We start from the raw sequence: 19,872 nt of genomic DNA, 5'->3' as shown, positions 1-19,872 counted from the left end.
GGGGTCGCATACCACGGATGTGGAGGTAAGAATGGCGATATGACCGACCCCGATTTCGCCAGTTTCGGAGAACCTAATCGTTCGCGCCCGGACGGGTATCGCCTCACCCATCCGCGCAACGAACCGGCGACGGGATCGACGAATGCGCTCACCGGATTCGATCCGGGTAGAGGCAGCCTGGGCCGTCCGGAGGTCGCCGTGGGGTGGACTCCGGCCGATCCCGCTCCGGAATGGGCCACCGGCGCAACGCCTTCGGTCGCACCCGCTCCGGCGCCGCCCGGCAGTAACGGCGATCACCCGTACGGCCGATCGGAATCGCTGATGTCCGCACCCGATTCGGTAGCGATCAGACCCGATATCGGAACATCGATAGCCGGTTCGATGGCCAACGGCGGACGGCAACCCGAGAATTCCTCCGGCACGAACGGCCACCAATTCCCCTCGGCGCCTACGGGTTCCACATTCTCCGCGTTCGACGCACCTGCCGGGGACGATCCGCGCAGCGCGAATCCAGCGCCGGGAACACGCCCGGCTCAATCGCCACCCCCCGCACCGAATAATCAGCCTCCGACAACCGAATTCAGCGCGCCGACCGCACCGAAGCCGCCGAATCCGGCACTCGATTCCGCTTTCCGCACAGATACCGAACCGTCCGAAAAATCCCCCGGCCTACCTCGGCGAACTCCCGGAGTGCCGTATCAGTTCACCGATTCCGAGGAGTCCGACTACGTCTACAGCCAGCCCATCATGAATTTGCTGGACTCACAATTCGATTCGCCACCCCCGGCCCGCCGCAAGTCCGGCGGTTCCGGCAACTTGACCAACGGTTCGGCATTCACCTCGACCGAACCCGGCCACCTCACCAATAATTCGCTGCTGGCTACCGTCGAGCACGAATCCGCCACACCGCCGAATTCCGCCGAATTCGGCGCTCACCCCGGCGGTCCCGCCGTCCCACCGGCTCCGGCCCCACTTCCCGAACGTCGCGCATCGAAGCCTGGACCGGAAGCGAATTCCACAGCGCCCGATCCGACGTCGACCGCCACAGCGTCGAACGCTTCCCCTGAACGCGCGGCCCGCACCCGCACCACATCCGGACTCACCGCCCCCGACCTCACCGACCCGGTCGAGACCCCCACCGCGCCCGCGCCGCCGCGCACCAGAATGAGCCGCAAAGCCGCCGAGCGCGCCGCCGCAGCCGAGTCGAATGACGAAACCACCAGCACCACAACGGAATCCGACCCCACCGCACCCCGCCGCACAACCGTCCTGCCACGCACCGCCCCCGAAACGCGCCGCACCTCGAGCCAGGACGACGTCACCAAGAATGTCGACGTCCACCTGATCATGCACCTACTGCTGGCCAGCCACACCCTGGAGAACATCGCGGACAAAGCCGAAGCGGGCGACGTCTCTCTCGAGGAGTTCATCCGCGCCGCCCGCCGCACCCGCACCGCGGCGGTAGACCTGGTCTCCGCCTGGTTCGGCGGCGCAGATCAGATGCGTCAATTCGCCGAGGCCCTCCTGGCCGCCTCCGACTCGGCGTGACGACATCGAACGGGAGATCATGGCGTTCTGTAGATCGAATGGTCACCGATACGGCGCCAAGCCAACACCGGGTCGCTTGCGTCGTCCCTCTCCAAATGGAATCTCGCACGCCCGTCAGGGGACGCGAAATTCCAGGTCAGCGAGTAGATTTCGGTGTTATTCAGCTTGTGGATGCGTAACCGCTCGGGCCAGGGCGGGGATCCGCTGAAGGCACCGCTGTCTATCGCAGGCAGAAAGTACTCTCGGAGCATCTGTTGAAAGAGTCGCTGATGTTCCGCCGGAAGTCGGCGAAAGTCGTTCCTGAACGAGTCGAGCACTCGATATTTCACTGGCCGGGCGTCTCCTCGTCCGAACCGGACGAAGCAAGGGTAGCCAAGTCATCCAGAAAGGACTGCGCATCGTCGAAGGTCTTGTAGCGACCTGCGGCAAGATCTTCTTCGGCTTCGCGCTCGGCAGCTTGATGACCCTCTGACCAGAACCACATCTCATCTACGGGAACCGGCAGCATCGGACGCAGTTCGATCACACCATCTTCGCGCTCGGAGACCTCGAGCTGCGCCCCTGGATCGTCCAGCCGATACTTCCGACGCAACTCGGCAGGCAGTGAGACGGTGCCACGGCCCTGAACTGCTGCGAAGCCATGATAGTAAGCCATACCTCCATGGTGCAGAAATTCTGCTTTTCAGTCAATCGGAATAGCTGATCAGATGTCACTGCGACAGGGCGGTACGGACGCGAAAAAGGGCCGCTCCCCGAGGGGAACGGCCCTTTTCGCGTAGCTCTGCTGAGCGCAGGTCCTACTTGATGATCTTGGTGACGCGACCGGCACCGACGGTGCGGCCACCCTCACGGATCGCGAAACGCAGACCCTCGTCCATGGCGACCGGCTGGATCAGCTTGACGCTCATCTCGGTGTTGTCACCGGGCATGACCATCTCGGTGCCCTCGGGCAGGGTCACAACGCCCGTCACGTCAGTCGTACGGAAGTAGAACTGCGGACGGTAGTTGTTGAAGAACGGGGTGTGGCGGCCACCCTCGTCCTTCGACAGGATGTAGGCCTGACCCTCGAACTCGGTGTGCGGGGTGGTGGTGCCCGGCTTGATGACGACCTGGCCGCGCTCCACGTCCTCGCGCTTGATGCCACGGATCAGCAGACCGACGTTGTCGCCCGCCTGGCCCTGGTCCAGCAGCTTGCGGAACATCTCGACACCGGTGACCGTGGTCTTGGTGGTGGTCGGGCGGATGCCGACGATCTCGACGTCCTCGTTCACGTTGACCACGCCGCGCTCGATACGACCGGTGACGACGGTGCCACGACCGGTGATGGTGAACACGTCCTCGATCGGCATCAGGAACGGCTTGTCGGTCTCACGAACCGGGTCCGGGATCGACTCGTCGACCGCGTCCATCAGCTCGATGATCGACTCGGCCCACTTCTCGTCGCCTTCCAGCGCCTTCAGGCCGGAAACGCGGACGACCGGAGCGTCCTCGTCGAACTCCTGCGAGGCCAGCAGCTCGCGGACCTCCATCTCGACGAGCTCGAGGATCTCCTCGTCGTCGACCATGTCCGACTTGTTCAGCGCGACCAGGATGTAGGGCACGCCGACCTGACGGGCGAGCAGCACGTGCTCGCGAGTCTGCGGCATCGGGCCGTCGGTGGCCGCCACGACCAGGATCGCGCCGTCCATCTGCGCCGCACCGGTGATCATGTTCTTGATGTAGTCAGCGTGACCAGGGGCATCCACGTGGGCGTAGTGCCGCTTCTCGGTCTGGTACTCGACGTGGGAGATGTTGATCGTGATACCACGAGCCTTCTCCTCCGGAGCCTTGTCGATCTGATCGAACGCAAAGCTCTGGTTCAGGTCCGGGTACTTGTCGTGCAGAACCTTGGTGATAGCCGCCGTCAGCGTGGTCTTGCCGTGGTCGACGTGACCGATGGTGCCGATGTTGACGTGCGGCTTCGTCCGCTCGAACTTCGCCTTCGCCACTGTGGTGTCCTCCTGGACTTGTTGGTGCGTGCAGTTGCAGCAGTGCGGTTTTTCGGATCGTCTCCGCGGGCGGAGACGGGGTCGTGCTGACGTCCGGACTACTCGCCGGTCGCCTTGGCGATGATCTCCTTCGACACGTTGGCCGGAACCTCCGCGTACGAGTTGAACACCATCGAGAAGTTCGCCCGGCCCTGCGTCTTGGAGCGCAGGTCACCGATGTAACCGAACATCTCGGAGAGCGGAACCAGCGCCTTGACGACACGGGCACCACTGCGTTCCTCCATGGCCTGAATCTGACCACGGCGGGAGTTGAGGTCGCCGATCACATCGCCCATGTACTCCTCGGGCGTGGTGACCTCGACGGCCATCAGCGGCTCGAGGATCACCGGACCGGCCTTGCGCGCGGCTTCCTTGAACGCCTGCGCACCCGCGATCTTGAACGCCATTTCCGAGGAGTCGACCTCGTGGTAGGCGCCGTCGAGCAGGCTCGCCTTCACGTTGACCAGCGGGTAACCAGCGAGGACACCGTACTGCATGGCGTCCTGGATACCGGCGTCCACCGAGGGGATGTACTCCCTCGGCACGCGGCCACCGGTGACCTTGTTCTGGAACTCGTAGGTCGCGCCGTCCTCGCCGATGAACGGCTCGAGGGCGATGATCACACGAGCGAACTGGCCCGAGCCACCCGTCTGCTTCTTGTGGGTGTACTCGTGCTTCTCGACCGGCTTGGTGATGGTCTCACGGTAGGCCACCTGCGGCTTACCGATATTGGCCTCGACCTTGAACTCGCGTTTCATACGGTCGACGTAGATGTCGAGCTGGAGCTCGCCCATGCCGCCGATGACGGTCTGGCCGGTCTCCTGATCCAGCTCCACGTTGAAGGTGGGGTCCTCCTCCGCGAACTTCTGGATGGCGGTGCCCAGCTTCTCCTGGTCGGCCTTGGTCTTCGGCTCGATGGCCACCTTGATGACCGGATCCGGGAAGGTCATCGACTCGAGCACGATCTGGTTCTGCGGATCGCACAGGGTGTCACCGGTCGTGGTGTCCTTCAGGCCGATGACCGCGTAGATGTGACCCGCCTGGGCCTCATCGATCGGCTGCTCCTTGTTGGAGTGCATCTGGAACAGCTTGCCCAGACGCTCCTTCTTGCCCTTGGTCGAGTTGATGACCTGGGCGCCGGAGGCGACCTTGCCCGAGTAGACGCGCACGTAGGTCAGCTTGCCGAAGAACGGGTGCGTGGCAACCTTGAACGCCAGCGCCGCGAACGGGTCTTCGACGCTCGCGGCCCGGTGCAGGACCTCGTCCTCCTTGCCGGGGACGATGCCGTCGGTGCCGCCGTCGTCCAGCGGGTTGGGCAGGTAGTCGATGACGGCGTCGAGCATGGGCTGCACGCCCTTGTTCTTGAACGCCGAACCGCACAGCACCGGGTAGAGCTCGGAGTTGACGGTCATCTTGCGGATGGCGCCCTTGATCTCCTCGACCGAGAGCTCCTCACCGCCGAAGAACTTCTCCAGCAGGGCCTCGTCGGACTCCGCGACGGTCTCGAGCAGCTCCTGGCGGTACTGCTCGGCGCGCTCGGCCAGGTCGGCCGGGATCTCGATGGTCTCGTAGGACTCACCGAGCTTGGTCTCGCCCTTCCAGACCTTCGCGTTCATCTCGACCAGGTCGACGATGCCCTCGAAGTCGTTCTCCGCACCGATCGGCAGCTGGATGACCAGCGGCTTGGCACCGAGGCGATCCTTGATCGTCTGCACGGTGAAGTAGAAGTCCGCGCCCAGCTTGTCCATCTTGTTGACGAAGCAGATGCGCGGGACGTCGTACTTGTCTGCCTGCCGCCAGACCTGCTCGGACTGCGGCTCAACGCCCTCTTTACCGTCGAAAACGGCGACCGCACCGTCGAGCACGCGCAGCGAGCGCTCCACTTCGACCGTGAAGTCGACGTGTCCGGGCGTGTCGATGATGTTGATCTGGTTGTCTTTCCAGAAGCAGGTCGTCGCGGCCGACGTGATCGTGATGCCGCGCTCCTGTTCCTGAGCCATCCAGTCCATCGTGGCCGCGCCGTCGTGGACCTCACCGATCTTGTAGGTGATACCGGTGTAGAAGAGAATGCGTTCGGTTGTCGTGGTCTTACCGGCATCGATGTGCGCCATGATGCCGATGTTGCGGACCTTGTGGAGGTCGGTGAGCACGTCCTGTGCCACGGAAATCTTCCCCGCTCTGCTTGTAGCGATCAGCTAGTTGGGATTTTCGGGAACTACCCGGCGGTGAGCCGGGAAATTCGACTCTGTCGGGGGTTCTGTCTGTATAACGCCGGGCGCGGCGCTCGAGTGCCGCGCCCGGCAGCGACCAACCCTCCCGGCACCGTCAGCGGCGGGCCGGGTGGTGGATCACCAGCGGTAGTGCGCGAAGGCCCGGTTGGACTCGGCCATCTTGTGGGTGTCCTCGCGACGCTTCACCGAAGCGCCCAGGCCGTTGCTGGCATCGAGGAGCTCGTTGGCCAGGCGCTCGACCATGGTCTTCTCACGACGGGCGCGGGAGTAGTTCACCAGCCAGCGCAGCGCCAGGGTGTTGGCGCGACCCGGACGAACCTCGACCGGCACCTGGTAGGTGGCGCCACCGACGCGACGGGGCTTGACCTCGAGAGCCGGCTTGACGTTGTCCAGCGCGCGCTTCAGAGTGACGACCGGGTCCGTGCCGGTCTTCTCGCGCGCCTGCTCCATGGCGCCGTAGACGATGCGCTCGGCGGTGGACTTCTTGCCGTCCAGCAGGATCTTGTTGACCAGCTGAGTGACCAGCGGCGACCCGTAGACCGGATCGTTGATCAGCGGACGCTTGGGTGCGGGGCCCTTGCGTGGCATATCAGCTCTTCTCCTTCTTGGCGCCGTAGCGGCTGCGGGCCTGCTTGCGGTTCTTCACACCCTGGGTGTCGAGCGAGCCGCGGATGATCTTGTAGCGCACACCGGGAAGGTCCTTCACACGACCGCCGCGGACGAGCACCATCGAGTGCTCCTGCAGGTTGTGGCCCTCACCGGGGATGTAGGCCGTGACCTCGACCGCGCTGGTCAGGCGAACACGCGCGACCTTGCGCAGCGCGGAGTTCGGCTTCTTCGGGGTCGTGGTGTACACGCGGGTGCACACGCCACGACGCTGCGGGCTCCCCTTCAGGGCCGCAGTCTTGGTCTTGGCGACCTTGTCGCGGCGACCCTTGCGGACCAGCTGGTTGATGGTTGGCATAGACCGGCTTTCCTCGTTAGTTACCAGGTGTCTGGAACTTCATGTGTCTGTTGTCGAGCCTTCACCCGCTCGCCCGGATCGCGTCACTCGCGTCCCGAGGTCGGGCGTGTCGCGCGCAGATCAGGGCCCGATTTTCGGGCATGTCTGAACGTTCGGCCGCTTTCGCTGGCTTACGTCCTGCACACAAACTTGCCCGCACGCTCCGGGCACAGCGATCCACGATACTCGTCGGCGCGGCGCGGGGCAAAAAGGGGTCCCTGCGGGGACCGCCCGGCAAGCCCGAATCGGGACCTCATCGAGCCAGGTTCACCGTCAGCTCGACCAGCTTCTGCGCTGCGGTGCACGGATCTCCGTGACCACCCGGGTGGTAGTTGACCCACCAGCCGACGATCCCGGTATCGGCGGCCGGGGTCATCACTCCGCACGAATCGGTGTCGTTGGGACGATGGATCTGCAGCGAGCGGCGGCCCTGCACATTCACATTGGTGGAGCTGTAGCCGAGTTTGTCGCTCGTCGTCTTCTCGTTGGTCAGCGATCCCATCTCGTACCAGTTCAGCGTGACCATGCCGTCGCCGCTGGGCGTGCCGGCCAGACTCCACATGCACACCGCGCCGTTGAACGAACCCTGCGCGTCCTGCGCGCCGGTCGTCTTGACGATGTCGTCCTTCTTCACCACATCGCATTCGCGCAGCAGTTTGTCGAAGTTCGTGTTGATGCCGCCACCGCCGCCGGCCGGTTGGGCCGTACCGGAGACGGTCTTGCCGCATCCGCCGACCGACACACCCACGACCACCGCGAGCGTGGCGACGAGTACGGACCGAGCCTTCATGGAGCTCCTCATTTCAATCGCTGCACGGTCAGCTCGGCGAGCTTGCGGTTCTTGTCACACGGAGTGGCGTTGGCCGTCCCGAAAAGGCCACTGGAAGTGGACCATTCGAAGAAGTCGTCGCCGAGCTGCACCGCCAGATCGCAGATGCTGCCGTCCGGGGTGGCGTCCTGGAAGCCGGCGTGTCCGCCCACATCGATGGTCTCGGGATTGCGGCCCTGCGCGGTCACCCACGCCTTCTCCCGGCCCAGCGGGCTGCCCCGATAGGAGGCGAATGTGACGCTCGCACCGTCCAATCCGGTCGCCTGCCAGTTGCAGCCGACCGAATTCTTGTACGCCGCCGAGACCTGACCGAGCCCGCCGATATCGCGCACCTCGTCGTCGGTGACACCGCCGCACTCCCCGACGAACGGCCCCAGTGCGGCCACCTTCATCGGCGGCCGCATCGACGAGCTGTCGCTGGTGGAGTCGCCCCCCGATCCGCAGGCCGTCAACAGTGCCGCGATGGCAGTCCCCGTGACGATTGCCGACGTCATCCTCCGCATGCGCCGAAGTGTAGTAGTTGATGCCGTCCGGCTGCCGGGTCAGAGGTTGCCGCGGGCGTCCTGCTCGCGTTCGATGGCTTCGAACAGGGCTTTGAAGTTGCCTTTGCCGAAGCCGAGTGATCCGTGCCGCTCGATGAGTTCGAAGAAGACGGTGGGGCGATCGGTGAGCGGACGGCAGAAGATCTGCAGAAGATAGCCGTCCTCGTCGCGGTCGACCAGGATGCCGCGCGACTGCAGTTCCTCGACCGGCACCCGCACGTGTCCGATCCGGGCGCGCAGTTCGGGGTCGGAGTAGTAGGCGTCGGGGGTGTCGAGGAATTCCACCCCCTCGCGGCGCAGGATGTCGACCGTACCGAGGATGTCCGCGGTGGCCAACGCGATGTGCTGGACGCCCGGTCCGCGATAGAACTCGAGGTATTCGTCGATCTGGGATCGCTTGCGGCCCAAAGCGGGTTCGTTCAGCGGAAACTTCACCCGATGGTTGCCGCTCGCGACGACCTTGCTCATCAGCGCCGAATAGTTCGTGGCGATGTCGTCGCCGACGAATTCGGCCATGTTCGTGAAACCCATGACGCGGCGGTAGTAGTCGACCCACCGATCCATCTGGCCCAGCTCGACATTGCCGACCACGTGATCCACCGCCTGGAACAGCCGGACCGGGGCGTCGTGCCGGGGCACGAAGGCGGATTCGCGGGCGATGTAGCCGGGCAGATACGAGCCCGCGTAGCGGGAACGATCGACCAGGGTGTGCCGGGTCTCGCCGTAGGCGGCCAGCGTCGCCGAGCGGACGGTGCCGAATTCGTCGGTGTCCTCGTGCGGTTCGACCAGCACCTCCGCGCCCTGCGACCGCGCCCACTCGACGCAGCGGTCCACATCGGGCACCTCGAGCGCGACATCGATGATCCCGTCGCCGTGCCGATCGTGGTGCGCGACCAGCGGACTGTCCGGATCCACCGCGCCGGTCACCACGAAACGCGCACTGCCGCTGCGCAGGACGAAGCCCTTGTGATCGCGCACGCCGGTCTCGGGACCGCAGTACGCCTCGAGCCGCATCCCGAACGCGGACTGCAGATAGTGCGCGAACTGGGTGGCGTTGCCGACCACCCACACCAGTGCGTCCCAGCCGGTGACCGGGAACGGATCGCGTGCGGAGTCGTGTTCGACCAGGCCGATCAGCTGAATGTCCGACGGCTCCTCGCGGGTGATCGCCGGCGCGGTTTCGGTAGTCATTCCCCTAGGTAATCGCCCGTTCCCGATCTAGGCAATATCATGGAAATTCGGTAGGCATGATGGCGAATTACGCCACCGAAACCCCGACCATGCTGGACAATCTGTCTAGAACAACGGATCGAAGTGGAGACTACCGATGGGCCGCACCGAGACCAGGCTGGACGAGCTGGACCTGGCGATCCTGACCGCAATGCATGAATACCAGAAGGCCGGAATCCTGGAGTTGTCGCGCCGCACCCGCGTCGCGCGCGCCACCGTCCAGTCGCGGATCGCGCGAATGGAGGAGGCCGGCGTGATCGCCTCCTACGATCCCCACATCGATGTCAGCGCGGCGGGCTTCGACGTGCTGGCCTTCGTCACCCTGGAGATCGCCCAGGGTGCGCTCGACGCCGTCGCCGCCGATCTCGAGGCGATCGCGGGCGTGCTGGAGGCGTACGCGACCACCGGTTCGCAGGATGTGCTGTGCCGCATCGGTGCCGATTCGCATGCCGGGTTGCAGTCGGTGCTGCTGAGTATCGACCGCAGCGCGTCGGTGGTGCGCTCGCACAGCGTCATCGTGCTGTCCACGGTCGTGCCGAGTCGGACCCTGCCGCTGCTGCGTACGCTCACGCCCACCGGCACCAGTAAGGCCCCCGCATATCGGCACAGCTGACGCGCGGATCAGATTTTCACGTCGGCTTCCGGGGCCAGGATTTCGATGCTCGGAATCAGATCGGGCTCCAGAAAGCCCAGCAGCGCAGCGCCTTCCGCTTCGACCGCGGAACGTTCGGCCACGGACCAGATGCGGCGGGGCACGATTCGCAGCCGGGTGCGTTCGCGGTCGGTGAAGATCTTGTAGACGGCCGCCACCATGCCGTCCAGCAGGATCGGGGAGACCTGCGTCCCGCGATACTGCGCGGGTGGTGCGGCGACGCCTGCCGGGACGATGCGGCCCCGATCCTTGTGGGACAGAAAGACATTGTCGTACCAGCCGAGGTACCGCACCGGGGCGGGCAGATCCGGATCTGCCAGCTCGGCGTCGACCGGGTCGTAGAGCGTGCGGCCGCGTTCATCGGTGTAGGTGCGGACCCGATCCCCGAGTGCCGCAATGACTTCGGCTACTCCGGTCAGTTTCGACCAGGTCGCGATATCGGCCGCGGTGGCCGGACCGAAGGCGGTCAGATAACGAATGACCAACTCCGGCAACGGATATCGATAGTCCAGCGGCGCACCGAGCCAGGGTTCGATGCGAGACCACACCGGCCGGGCGTTGTTGCGCCACAGACCGCGCGGCGGGGTCTGCAACACGGGGAGCTGATAGAGCCAGGTCTGCAGTACCGCGGACGGATTGCGATCTGGGAATTCCCGGGCCGCCAGCACACGTAGTTCGGCGGCGGGGATCGGCTCGTCGCCCAGGACGGCTTCCCCGCGCCGACGCACCTCCGCCGGATCCAGGCCGACCATCGCGCCGGCGTTGAACCCCTTGCGAAACGGGATCTTCTCCAGCTCCGGTTGGATATGCGGCGCGATCCGCAGCGCATCGGCGGCGGTGACGAGATGGATCGTCGCGCGCATCAGCGTGATCCGCACCAACGACCGGTCCCGCAACCCCACAGACACCGCCGCCGGATCGAAATCGACCGTGCGACTCCACAATCCGACATACGGCGGCGGAACATCCTGCGCCTGCAATCCCACCAGGTGCGCGCACATATCCGTCGCGGACAGCGCCGAGCGTGCCAGCAGATGCTGCCGGGCCAGCAGCGTCCGGTTCAGGACGCGATCGGAAAGTTTCATGGTCCGGTCACCGTAAACGCCGGCACCGACAAGAATCCGACGAATCGGCCCGGTCCGGCGGTAGCCGCCGTCGTCGCCCGAGCCGCAGCCGGGGCGACGACGTCCGGACCGGACGCTTCCGTTCCGCCGATTCAGCGGATGGTGACGACGACCTTGCCCGTGGCGGTCCGATTGTCCAGCGACGCAACCGCATCCGCGGCCCGGTCCAGCGGGTACAGCACCGGCTGGGGCGGGGCGATCTTTCCCTCGGCCAGCAGCGGCCCGACCTCGGCCCACTGTTCCTGCAGGTAGCCCGGGTGCGAGGTGACCCACTCACCCCAGGCCGCGCCGACCACCTCGACGTTCTTGAGCAGCAGCCGGTTCACCTTCACCGTCGGGATCTCACCCGCGGTGAACCCGACCACCAGCAGACGGCCACCCGCGGCCAGCGAACGGACGCTGTCGGTGAAGCGGTCGCCGCCCACCGGGTCCAGCACGATGTCGACCCCGCGACCGCCGGTCAACTCCTTCACCGCGGCCAGCCAACCATCGGTGAGCACCACGTCGGTCGCGCCGTTCGCCCGCGCCACCTCGGCCTTCTCCGGCGTGCTCACCACCGCGATCACCCGGCCCGCACCCAGCGCCGCGGCCATCCGCAACGTCGAGGTGCCCACACCACCGGCCGCACCGTGCACCAGCACCGACTCGCCTTCGGCCAGACGGCCACGGTTGCGCAGGCAGAAGTGCACGGTCAGATCGTTGAACACGATGCCCGCACCGGCCTCGAGGGGGATGTTGTCCGGCAGCGGGAACACCATCTGCACGGGCGTCACCGCGACCTCGGCCAGGGCGTTGCCGAGCATGGTCAACGCCACCACCCGGTCACCCGGCCGCACATGCGCGTCCTGGGGCGCGGAGCGCACCACACCGGCGACCTCACCGCCCACGACATACGGCATCTGCGGTTTGAGCTGGTACAACCCCCGAGTCATCAGCACGTCCGGGAAGGCCACACCGGCCGCGTGCACATCGATCACCACCCCACCGGTAAACGGCTGCGGTTCCGGAATATCGACGACCTCGATGGACTCCGGCCCCTCGAGCTTGCTCACCTGGGCTGCACGCATGAATCGACTCCTGTCGTCCGACACCTGTTCGAACAAGTTAACCGGTCTTCGCGGCGAGCTGTCCACGGGTGTATGTCTTGCTACGCTTGTGCCCGCTGGACTCATGAGCAAGGGGGATCGTCTTGGCACCGGAACCATCGATGAACGTCGACGTCGGAGCGCTGGCCAATTTCGCCAAGGCCCTCACCGACGAGGCAGCCGCGATCGGCAAGCTGAATCCCGGACTCGGCGACGCGGTCACTGCCCTACCCGGTACCGACTGGCAGAACACCTGCCAGCAGACCAAGACCTCGGTCGACAATGCCCTGCAACGCATCTCGGACCGCGTGAACACACTCGCGGACTCGGTCGATCACGCGGGCAAGGTGCTCACGATGACCGATGAGCAGTTCGCCGCCGACCTGGAGAAGATCGGGATGCACGCATGACGCTCAACATCTCGAACGTCGAGGCATGGAACCCCGCCGCGATCACCACCGCGGGCACGGCCGTCAACACCACCAGCACGGGCCTGGACAAGGCCCTCAGCGACGCCGACACCACGATCAGCAATCTGACCTGGGACGGCAACGCCGCCAAGGCCGCCCGCACCCGCATGAGCACCGAGAAAACCCGAGCCTCGGCGGTGAGCGGAGCGCTGCTGGAACTCCAGAAGGCCTTGAGCACGCACGTCGAGAACCTGACCAACACCCGGCAGGCGGTCCTGGACGCACGCGAACCCGCACTACATCCGACCGGCCCGGAAGCCACACCACCGGATCCGTTCGAGATAGCGGACAACGGCGTGGTCACCGCGACCAAGCGCAAGGACTACATCGACAAACTGCAGGGTCTGAACGACGGCGAGAAAACCTGGCACAAATGCATCCAGGATCTGCTGGCCGCCAACCATCAGTCCAAGATCACGGGCGCACTCGCGCAGGCCGAGTCCGCCGCCACCGACCTCATCACCGCGGTGAACACCGCGAAGGGGAAAGTAGACGCGGCCTACGCCGGACTCGGTGACCCGAAACTGGGCGTCACCGCGGCGCCTTCCGCCCCGACGAACACCAACCCCGCCGCGCTCAGCTCGAATTCCTCGACGCCGCACTATCAGTCGACGAGTAATACCTCGCACAGCAACGGCACGTCATCGCACAATGGCAGCAGCCACTACAGCAATGCCTCGATGAGCGATCGCAACGAATCCAATCTCTCGCAACCGTCCGGGAATGTCGCCGAGTGGATCGCCCAGGCACGAGAAATCCTCATCCAGGAAGGCGTTCCGGCCGATCAGATCGATGACAAGGCCATCGCGACGATCATCGAGCACGAATCGGGCGGAAATCCGTCGATCGTCAACGACTGGGACAGCAATGCCGCGGCCGGGCACCCGTCGAAGGGGCTCATGCAGACCATCGACAGCACCTTCAATTCCTATGCGGTACCGGGCCATACGGATATCTTGAATCCGGTCGACAACATCGTGGCGGCGAGCAGATACGCGATCAACAGATATGGTTCGCTGAGCGATGTTCCGGGCGTGGTCGCCGTTCGCCACGGTGGCGCCTACGTCGGTTACTGACGTTCAATTCGGTAGCGTGGCTTGCGCATCGGCCAGCAGCGCGTACTGCGACGCCGCGCGCTGCTGGGTCTGCCAGAGCTGCTGTCCCAGAACCAGTGCCGCATAGCGCCGATACGCGACGAAGCAACGGAACCGGGCCGCCGCCGGCGCGGTGTAGTTCTCGACGCACATCGTGTTCGGCACCCCTTCGGGTGGATCGACATCGCGTCGGGCATCGGCATCACCCAGATGAGCCGAGTCGGCGACGAATTGCACGGCCGCGGCAGCATCACGGGCTCTGAACACGTAAGCCGCCGGGGCGACCGCGACACGGTCGATCCCCGCACGCCCCATCACCGGATATCTCGTGCCCTGATCCTGCACGTAATTCAGATAGGCCCGCAGGGTGTACACGATCTCGCTGCCGCCGTCGGGCGGGGACGCCGCCGCGCCCTGGTGCAGGGCTCGCACCAGGATGTGGTCCGGATCCTGCTGCAGCGTAGGGATTTTCGCCTCCGGTGTCGGAACGAACCTGTCCAGCACGGGCAGTTCCGCGGCGAGATACTGCTGGGTCATCTCGGTGAGCCGCGTCAGGTCCGTCGTCCGTGCGTCGGCCAGGATGTTCACGACGAACACACCGTGGGCGAGCGTGCTGCCCAGGGTGGGAACCGTGGGACGCCAATGCGCGAACGCATCGGTGTATTTCGGTAATTTCACCGGCGTGTTCTGCGGGTTCAGCGCCATGTCGGCGGCGTCCGTCTGCTGGGCGGCGGAACGGGCCGACGCCGCGTCGCGGAAGCGAAGTACCGTCACCCGGATGCCCTCGTGATCATGGGTTCCGTACACGGCTTTGGTCAGCGGCGTCACCGAATCCGCCGCACCGGTCGAGAATCCCACGACGAATCCGTTGTCGTACAGCACTTTCACCACGGGATCGGCGAGATACTGGGTAACCGATTCCGGCGTGACCTGTGCACTGGCGGTGGCGCCCCAGAAATATTTCGGCTCCACCTCGTAGGGACTCAGCACGGCATCGGCCAGCCTGGCGGCCTCCAACTGCATATATCCGCGAATACCCAGGTAGCTCGGCAGAGCGGGAGGTTTCGTCGAGGAGTCCGCATCGATGTCGAGGGTGCGCACATCCACTTCTCCCGCAACCGCATTCGGATGCAACACCGAAGAACACCCGGCCACCAGTGTCACCATGGCGAACGCGCCCAGTCCTCGAACCAGCCGCCCCACATACGAACTCATCGCGTCACCGCCGGAAGGTCGTCGAGAATATGGTTCAGGGTCGTCTGCGCGGTCAGACATTTGCCCGCCTGCGCCGTGCCGGTACCGACCGTCGGGGTTGTGACCTGGACGGTCACCGCTTCGACGGCATCGTCGGTGACCGTCCGATAGACGCCGCGCCGGACGCAGACGGTGCTGTTCAATTCGGCGCCGTCGGCGTCGACCACGTTGCCACCGCCGAAATCGATGTGGATCGGATGGGCGGGCGAAGCGAAAGGCTTCGTATGTTCGAAGGTGACGGTCAAGGTGTTCGTGCCGACCCAGTCACAGGAATGCAGCAGATTCGGGGTGCCGCGGACCTTGTCGCCGATCGACAATTTGGTCTCGTCCGGATCGACGAGCGCACAGGGGTCGTGATGTGCCAGCGAGTTCCGGACATCCGCGAGCCTCGGCCCGTGCTCCACATCGGTGACCAGACGGCCCAGGGCCTCATCGGCTACCACGCACCGCTGATCCGCCGACTTACCGTTCTTCACGATGAGGGTGATCCCGAACTGCGGATCGATCGTGGCCGGGGTCAGTGCCCGGCCGCACCCTCCGTCCACGGGCACGGTGGGCTCGAGAATCGGCACGCCGTTCACCGCGCGGCCGCTGTTTCGGTAGGCGGCGGTGCGTTGGATGTCCAGATCGAACTCGTATCCCCCGGCCTGTCCGCTGCATCTGCCCCACTGTTGCGACACCGGCGATGTGGTCCACTGTCCCAACGAGGGCGCCAGCGGATCCTTCATGACCGCGCACATATCCAGCGACCGCAGCGCGGTGAGGTTGAGCCCGGCGAGCGGGTTGGGCCCGGCAGATGCCGGCTCATCGCTGCCGCCGAACGCGTATACGCCGCCGATCACCGCGCCCACCAGGATGACGACGCCCGCCAACGCCCCCGCGAGCAGACGCCGACGACGCTGCGTCTCGGCTGCCTGGGATGCCACGAGAAACTGCCCCACGCGCCGGTCGAAGTCGGCCCCGGGCGGTTCGGGAACCCTCGACTGGTCTGCGCCGGGGATCTGTGTCGCCTCGGGGTCGGAGACCAGCGCCGAGAGTTCCCGGGACTGCTCGTAGATCGCCCGATGCACGGCCAGCGGCCACGGCTGCTGTTGCGGCGGAAGCGATCCCAGGAAATCGAGGATCTGCGCGGGAGTGGGCCGCGCTGCGGGATCCCGGTTCAGGCAGGGCACGACCAGTTCGCGGATCTCCGGCGGTAGCGCGGACAGGTCCGGGTCGGTGTTGACGATCTTGTACAGCACATGCGGCATCGAGTTGCCCGCGAACGGGCTCGCCCCGGCGGACGCCATCACCAGGACCGACCCCAGCGAGAACACATCGCTGGCCGGTGTGAGCGGTTCGGACTGCGCCTGTTCGGGGGACATGAACGCCGGTGAGCCGATGATGGATCCGGTGTGGGTCAGATCGGACCGCTCGTCGGCGAGGCGGGCGATGCCGAAGTCGATCACCCGGGGGCCGTCCTCGGCGAGAATGACGTTGCCCGGCTTGAGATCTCGATGAATGAGCCCGGCGCCGTGAATGGACTGCAGGGCCGAGGCCAGACCGACCGCGAGCGTGCGGATCTGTTCCGAACCGAGGGGACCATTCTGCTCGACCGCTCGGTCCAATGGCACGCCGGGCACGAAAACCGAAGCCAGCCAGGGTGATTCGGAATCGACATCGAAGTCGACGACCGCCGCGGTGTAGGCGCCGGACACCCGCGCCGAGGTCTGGACCTCGCGCCGGAATCGCGGCAGGAAGTCCCGCTCGGTCACCAGGTGCGCATGGACTTGTTTGATGGCGACCAGGCGTCCGTCGGGACCGACGCCGAGCAGTACGCGCCCCATCCCCCCGGCGCCGAGTTGCCCCAGCAGCCGGTATCGCCCGATCCGCGCCGGATCACCGGCCTCCAATCGTGTGACCATCAGGTGTAACCCAATCGCTCGAGCACCGAACCGATCACCGATTCGGTTGCACTACAGGCTTTTCCGGAGGATGCAGACGTGGTGGGATGGGCGATTGCCGCGATCGTCTCCCCGCGACCGCCGGTGGTCGGCTGGACCATGAGGTAGGTCGAGCAGGTGCCGTCGGCGTCGATCAGACGGGCGGCCTGATGCGGTGCGAGCTGAATCTCGCCACCGATGTCGACCTGCTGATATCTCGGGTTGTTGTCCAGCCGCGCGGTCTCGGTGGTCTGCAACTTCACCCCCAGGGCCGCCCCCTGCCACTGGCAGGTGTGCACGTCTATCTCCACCGCGGGAACCCCCGAGCCCACGGCCGCGCCGTTCACCGAGGAATCCACCGCGGTGCACGGATCCACCCGCACAACGGACTGCCTGGACAGCGATGCGGTGGGCGAATTCGTCACCAGACGAGTGAGTGTCGCCTTCAACCCGGACATCGCGGCCGTGCACGCAGCACCATCGACATCGGAGACCGTGAATTCCACCGCCACCTTCGACTGCGCCCCCGCCGGGACTGCCCGGCCACAGGATCGGGTGCCCGCGGTGGTGTCGAGAACAGGTTGACCCGCGAGCGAATCCGAGGTCCGCTGCGCATCGGGTGCGGCGACACCGACGCCGACCGTCATCGTCGATTGCCGACCGTCGGACATCGTCACCTTCGCCGAGCACCCGGACGAATTCGCCGGCACCGGCTGCGCGGGCTGCCCCAGCGAACCGATGACGTCCGCGTCCAGCAATCGGCAGGTGTCGACCAGGCGCAGCTGATCATCGGATAACGCCAGCGTCCGGTGCGCCAATGGATCCGGCACGGCGGGGCTACCGTGGGTCAACGCGAGAACTCCCGCGCCACCGGCCACGACGACGGCCACGACAGCCGCCGCGATCGCCCAGCGCCGACGTCCTCGGCCCGCGGGTTCGGGCGAACGTCCGTCCAGCTCGTCCCAGCGGCGGGCCTCGGCCACGTCCCGGGCGATGGCCTGCTGCACCTCCGACGGCCAGGCGGCCCGCGCCGACACCGACTCCACCGCACCCAGCAGTTGTTCCGCCGTCGGCCGGTGCGCCGGATTCTTCGCCAGGCACGCGTCCACGACCGGGCGCAGGGCCGCGGGCACCGCGCTGGTATCCGCACGACCGTGCACGACGTTGTACAGCGTCTGCGGTGTGGACGCACCGCTGAACGGATTCTGTCCCGAGGCCGCCAGCACCAGCATCCCGCCGACGGAGAACACGTCGCTGGCCGTGGTCAAGTCGTATCCCTCGGCCTGTTCGGGCGACATGAAGGCGGGTGAGCCGATCAGGGATCCGGTGGAGGTCAGCTGGGTCTGGGTCTCGAGGGCTCGGGCGATGCCGAAATCGATGACGCGGGGACCTTCCGCGCCGAGCAGGACGTTGGCGGGCTTGAGGTCCCGGTGAATCATCCCCGCCCGATGGATCTCCAGCAGGGCCGCGGCCAGACCCGCGGTGAGCAGCCGCAGGCCGCCCAGCGGCAGTGGCCCGAACTGCTCGACGGCCTGCTGCAGCGATGCTCCGGGGACGTACATCGAGGCGAGCCAGGGCTCGGGAGCCTCGGGATCGGCATCCATCACCGCGGCGGTGTATGCGCCGGTAACCCGTTGCGACGCTTGTACTTCCATCCGGAAACGTGCCCGGAACTCCGGGCTCCGCGCGAGATGACGGTGCACCATCTTGACCGCGACCAGCCGCCCGTCCGGCGCCCGTCCCAGCAGCACCCGCCCCATCGCCCCCTGCCCGATCACCGCGAGCAGCCGATGCCGCCCGGCGCTGCGCGGATCGTTCGGCCCCAACGGCTCCATCGCGGTCGCTCCCCTCCCCGTACCTCTCGGCATCGTACCGAGCCAACCGCCGCACCGCCCATCCCCGAGCTCGCTATTCTCCGGCAAAACGGGCAGACGCTACGCACTGGTACGACCATCTCCGCGTAACGGACTACCGCCCGCACCGTAAAGTCATTCACAAGAAGCACCGCACGAGAACGCGGCACACCGTGCAGCGCGAGGAGCACCAGTGTCACTCGATCAGCCACTCGCCCCGCTTCCCCGGGAGGGCATCGGCTTCACCACGTCGTGGCCTGTCCGCACCGGCGATGTGGACCCGTACAACCGCGTGCGCCTGGATACCGTTGCCCGTTATCTGCAGGATGTCGCCTGGGAGGAATTGGAGAGCGGCTTCTTCCATCGCACCGATCCGGTGTGGATCGTGCGCCGCACCGTCATCGACGTGGTGCGGCCGATCCTGTGGCCGGACCGGGTGGAACTGCGACGGTGGTGTTCGGCGATGTCGACCCGCTGGGCGAATATGCGGGTGCGGATCACCAGCGACAACGGCGGGCTGATCGAGACCGAGGGCTTCTGGATCAATCTCAACGAGTCGACCAATATGCCGACCCGGATCAGCGATCAGGGCCTGGCCCACCTGGCCCGCACCACCACCGAGACCCGGCTGCGCTGGCGGCCGTGGCTGACCGATCTACCGCCCGCGGAATCGGATACCGATCTGCCGTTCCCGTTGCGCGCCACCGATATCGACCTCTACAACCACATCAGCACCAGCGTGTACTGGCAGGCGGTGGAGCACTATCTGATCGACATCCCCAAACTCGTCGCGGGCCCGCATCGGGCGGTCATCGAATACATCGAACCGGTGCTCGCACGGCAGCACGTCAGCGTGCGCAGCCGGATCGAAGCCGGCGATCACACCGGGGACGCGGCCCTGCGGCTGTGGTTCGTGGTCGGCGGCACGACCACCACGACCGTGCGGATCGGGCCACTGCCGGAGTGAGCAACGAAATACGCCGGAGGACTCCACACGAGTCTCCGGCG

18 protein-coding genes are annotated in these 19,872 nt (G+C 65.9%); 5 read left to right on the top strand and 13 right to left on the bottom strand.

Annotated elements, in window-relative coordinates; all coding sequences use genetic code 11:
• Positions 1-39: 39 nt before the first annotated feature.
• The gene (locus tag K7711_RS14920) at positions 40-1,548 is read left to right on the top strand and encodes a hypothetical protein (RefSeq protein WP_222969839.1); all 1,509 of its coding nucleotides are present in this window, start codon (positions 40-42) and stop codon (positions 1,546-1,548) included.
• Positions 1,549-1,873: 325 nt separating this feature from the next.
• Here the strand turns inward: K7711_RS14920 and K7711_RS14915 are convergent, their stop codons facing one another.
• From K7711_RS14915 to hppD, 8 genes are all read right to left on the bottom strand, one after another.
• On the bottom strand, positions 1,874-2,203 hold the full coding sequence (locus K7711_RS14915; protein ID WP_222969837.1) for an AbrB/MazE/SpoVT family DNA-binding domain-containing protein: 330 nt from the start codon (positions 2,201-2,203) through the stop codon (positions 1,874-1,876).
• A gap of 142 nt (positions 2,204-2,345) precedes the next feature.
• Positions 2,346-3,536 (bottom strand): elongation factor Tu, encoded by a 1,191-nt coding sequence (tuf, locus tag K7711_RS14910; protein ID WP_040818943.1) that lies wholly within the window; start codon positions 3,534-3,536, stop codon positions 2,346-2,348.
• Positions 3,537-3,634: 98 nt separating this feature from the next.
• Positions 3,635-5,737 carry an elongation factor G gene (gene fusA, locus K7711_RS14905; protein ID WP_222969834.1) on the bottom strand — a complete coding sequence of 701 codons (2,103 nt, stop codon included), beginning with the start codon at positions 5,735-5,737 and terminating at the stop codon, positions 3,635-3,637.
• 186 nt (positions 5,738-5,923) lie between these two features.
• On the bottom strand, positions 5,924-6,394 hold the full coding sequence (gene rpsG, locus K7711_RS14900) for a 30S ribosomal protein S7 (RefSeq protein WP_067673427.1): 471 nt from the start codon (positions 6,392-6,394) through the stop codon (positions 5,924-5,926).
• 1 nt (position 6,395) lies between these two features.
• Positions 6,396-6,770, bottom strand: a complete 375-nt coding sequence (gene rpsL, locus K7711_RS14895) for a 30S ribosomal protein S12 (RefSeq protein ID WP_014353064.1) — start codon at positions 6,768-6,770, stop codon at positions 6,396-6,398.
• A gap of 292 nt (positions 6,771-7,062) precedes the next feature.
• A complete protein-coding gene (locus tag K7711_RS14890) occupies positions 7,063-7,599 on the bottom strand; it encodes a DUF3558 domain-containing protein (RefSeq protein WP_222969832.1) in 537 nt (178 codons plus the stop codon).
• A gap of 8 nt (positions 7,600-7,607) precedes the next feature.
• The gene (locus K7711_RS14885) at positions 7,608-8,141 is read right to left on the bottom strand and encodes a DUF3558 domain-containing protein (RefSeq protein WP_222969830.1); all 534 of its coding nucleotides are present in this window, start codon (positions 8,139-8,141) and stop codon (positions 7,608-7,610) included.
• 39 nt (positions 8,142-8,180) lie between these two features.
• On the bottom strand, positions 8,181-9,371 hold the full coding sequence (gene hppD / locus K7711_RS14880) for a 4-hydroxyphenylpyruvate dioxygenase (protein ID WP_222969828.1): 1,191 nt from the start codon (positions 9,369-9,371) through the stop codon (positions 8,181-8,183).
• Positions 9,372-9,507: 136 nt separating this feature from the next.
• Here hppD and K7711_RS14875 point away from each other — a divergent pair, with 136 nt between their 5' ends.
• Entirely contained in the window at positions 9,508-10,023 is a 516-nt protein-coding gene (locus K7711_RS14875) for an Lrp/AsnC family transcriptional regulator (protein ID WP_222969826.1), read from the top strand.
• Between the two features lie 8 nt (positions 10,024-10,031).
• Here the strand turns inward: K7711_RS14875 and K7711_RS14870 are convergent, their stop codons facing one another.
• Both K7711_RS14870 and K7711_RS14865 read right to left on the bottom strand, forming a co-directional pair.
• Positions 10,032-11,147, bottom strand: coding sequence for a winged helix DNA-binding domain-containing protein (locus tag K7711_RS14870; protein WP_222969824.1), 1,116 nt, complete (start codon positions 11,145-11,147; stop codon positions 10,032-10,034).
• A gap of 131 nt (positions 11,148-11,278) precedes the next feature.
• The gene (locus K7711_RS14865; protein WP_222969822.1) at positions 11,279-12,253 is read right to left on the bottom strand and encodes an NADPH:quinone oxidoreductase family protein; all 975 of its coding nucleotides are present in this window, start codon (positions 12,251-12,253) and stop codon (positions 11,279-11,281) included.
• 140 nt (positions 12,254-12,393) lie between these two features.
• On the opposite strand from K7711_RS14865, the gene K7711_RS14860 reads away from it, so the two are divergent.
• Positions 12,394-12,681, top strand: a complete 288-nt coding sequence (locus K7711_RS14860) for a hypothetical protein (RefSeq protein ID WP_222969820.1) — start codon at positions 12,394-12,396, stop codon at positions 12,679-12,681.
• Entirely contained in the window at positions 12,678-13,817 is a 1,140-nt protein-coding gene (locus K7711_RS14855) for a lytic transglycosylase domain-containing protein (protein ID WP_235747195.1), read from the top strand. Before K7711_RS14860 ends, K7711_RS14855 begins: the two co-directional genes overlap by 4 nt.
• A 3-nt stretch (positions 13,818-13,820) precedes the next feature.
• Here K7711_RS14855 and K7711_RS14850 read toward each other — a convergent pair whose 3' ends face one another.
• From K7711_RS14850 to K7711_RS14840, 3 genes are read right to left on the bottom strand one after another with little or no spacing between them, the layout of a single operon-like run.
• A complete protein-coding gene (locus K7711_RS14850; RefSeq protein ID WP_222969818.1) occupies positions 13,821-15,050 on the bottom strand; it encodes a DUF7373 family lipoprotein in 1,230 nt (409 codons plus the stop codon).
• Entirely contained in the window at positions 15,047-16,993 is a 1,947-nt protein-coding gene (locus K7711_RS14845; protein ID WP_222969816.1) for a serine/threonine-protein kinase, read from the bottom strand. Before K7711_RS14845 ends, K7711_RS14850 begins: the two co-directional genes overlap by 4 nt.
• Positions 16,993-18,846 (bottom strand): serine/threonine-protein kinase, encoded by a 1,854-nt coding sequence (locus tag K7711_RS14840; protein WP_222969814.1) that lies wholly within the window; start codon positions 18,844-18,846, stop codon positions 16,993-16,995. Before K7711_RS14840 ends, K7711_RS14845 begins: the two co-directional genes overlap by 1 nt.
• 211 nt (positions 18,847-19,057) lie before the next feature.
• Between K7711_RS14840 and K7711_RS14835 the strand changes: the two genes are divergently transcribed.
• Positions 19,058-19,831, top strand: coding sequence for an acyl-[acyl-carrier-protein] thioesterase (locus K7711_RS14835; protein ID WP_040818923.1), 774 nt, complete (start codon positions 19,058-19,060; stop codon positions 19,829-19,831).
• Positions 19,832-19,872 lie beyond the last annotated feature (41 nt).

Origin of the sequence: Nocardia coffeae (assembly GCF_019890715.1) — a bacterium.
GTDB classification, from domain to species: domain Bacteria; phylum Actinomycetota; class Actinomycetes; order Mycobacteriales; family Mycobacteriaceae; genus Nocardia; species Nocardia jiangxiensis.
This window is presented reverse-complemented; position numbering and strand designations above follow the sequence as displayed.

Bases quoted from the DNA above. Each gene is read 5' to 3' on its own strand.
- rpsL (WP_014353064.1), bottom strand. From the start codon at position 6,770: ATGCCAACCATCAACCAGCTGGTCCGCAAGGGTCGCCGCGACAAGGTC.
- K7711_RS14915 (WP_222969837.1), bottom strand. From the start codon at position 2,203: ATGGCTTACTATCATGGCTTCGCAGCAGTTCAGGGCCGTGGCACCGTC.
- K7711_RS14850 (WP_222969818.1), bottom strand. From the start codon at position 15,050: ATGAGTTCGTATGTGGGGCGGCTGGTTCGAGGACTGGGCGCGTTCGCC.
- K7711_RS14845 (WP_222969816.1), bottom strand. From the start codon at position 16,993: ATGGTCACACGATTGGAGGCCGGTGATCCGGCGCGGATCGGGCGATAC.
- K7711_RS14855 (WP_235747195.1), top strand. From the start codon at position 12,678: ATGACGCTCAACATCTCGAACGTCGAGGCATGGAACCCCGCCGCGATC.
- K7711_RS14870 (WP_222969824.1), bottom strand. From the start codon at position 11,147: ATGAAACTTTCCGATCGCGTCCTGAACCGGACGCTGCTGGCCCGGCAG.
- K7711_RS14885 (WP_222969830.1), bottom strand. From the start codon at position 8,141: ATGCGGAGGATGACGTCGGCAATCGTCACGGGGACTGCCATCGCGGCA.
- K7711_RS14920 (WP_222969839.1), top strand. From the start codon at position 40: ATGACCGACCCCGATTTCGCCAGTTTCGGAGAACCTAATCGTTCGCGC.
- K7711_RS14875 (WP_222969826.1), top strand. From the start codon at position 9,508: ATGGGCCGCACCGAGACCAGGCTGGACGAGCTGGACCTGGCGATCCTG.
- K7711_RS14890 (WP_222969832.1), bottom strand. From the start codon at position 7,599: ATGAAGGCTCGGTCCGTACTCGTCGCCACGCTCGCGGTGGTCGTGGGT.
- hppD (WP_222969828.1), bottom strand. From the start codon at position 9,371: ATGACTACCGAAACCGCGCCGGCGATCACCCGCGAGGAGCCGTCGGAC.
- K7711_RS14865 (WP_222969822.1), bottom strand. From the start codon at position 12,253: ATGCGTGCAGCCCAGGTGAGCAAGCTCGAGGGGCCGGAGTCCATCGAG.
- K7711_RS14840 (WP_222969814.1), bottom strand. From the start codon at position 18,846: ATGGAGCCGTTGGGGCCGAACGATCCGCGCAGCGCCGGGCGGCATCGG.
- K7711_RS14860 (WP_222969820.1), top strand. From the start codon at position 12,394: ATGAACGTCGACGTCGGAGCGCTGGCCAATTTCGCCAAGGCCCTCACC.
- rpsG (WP_067673427.1), bottom strand. From the start codon at position 6,394: ATGCCACGCAAGGGCCCCGCACCCAAGCGTCCGCTGATCAACGATCCG.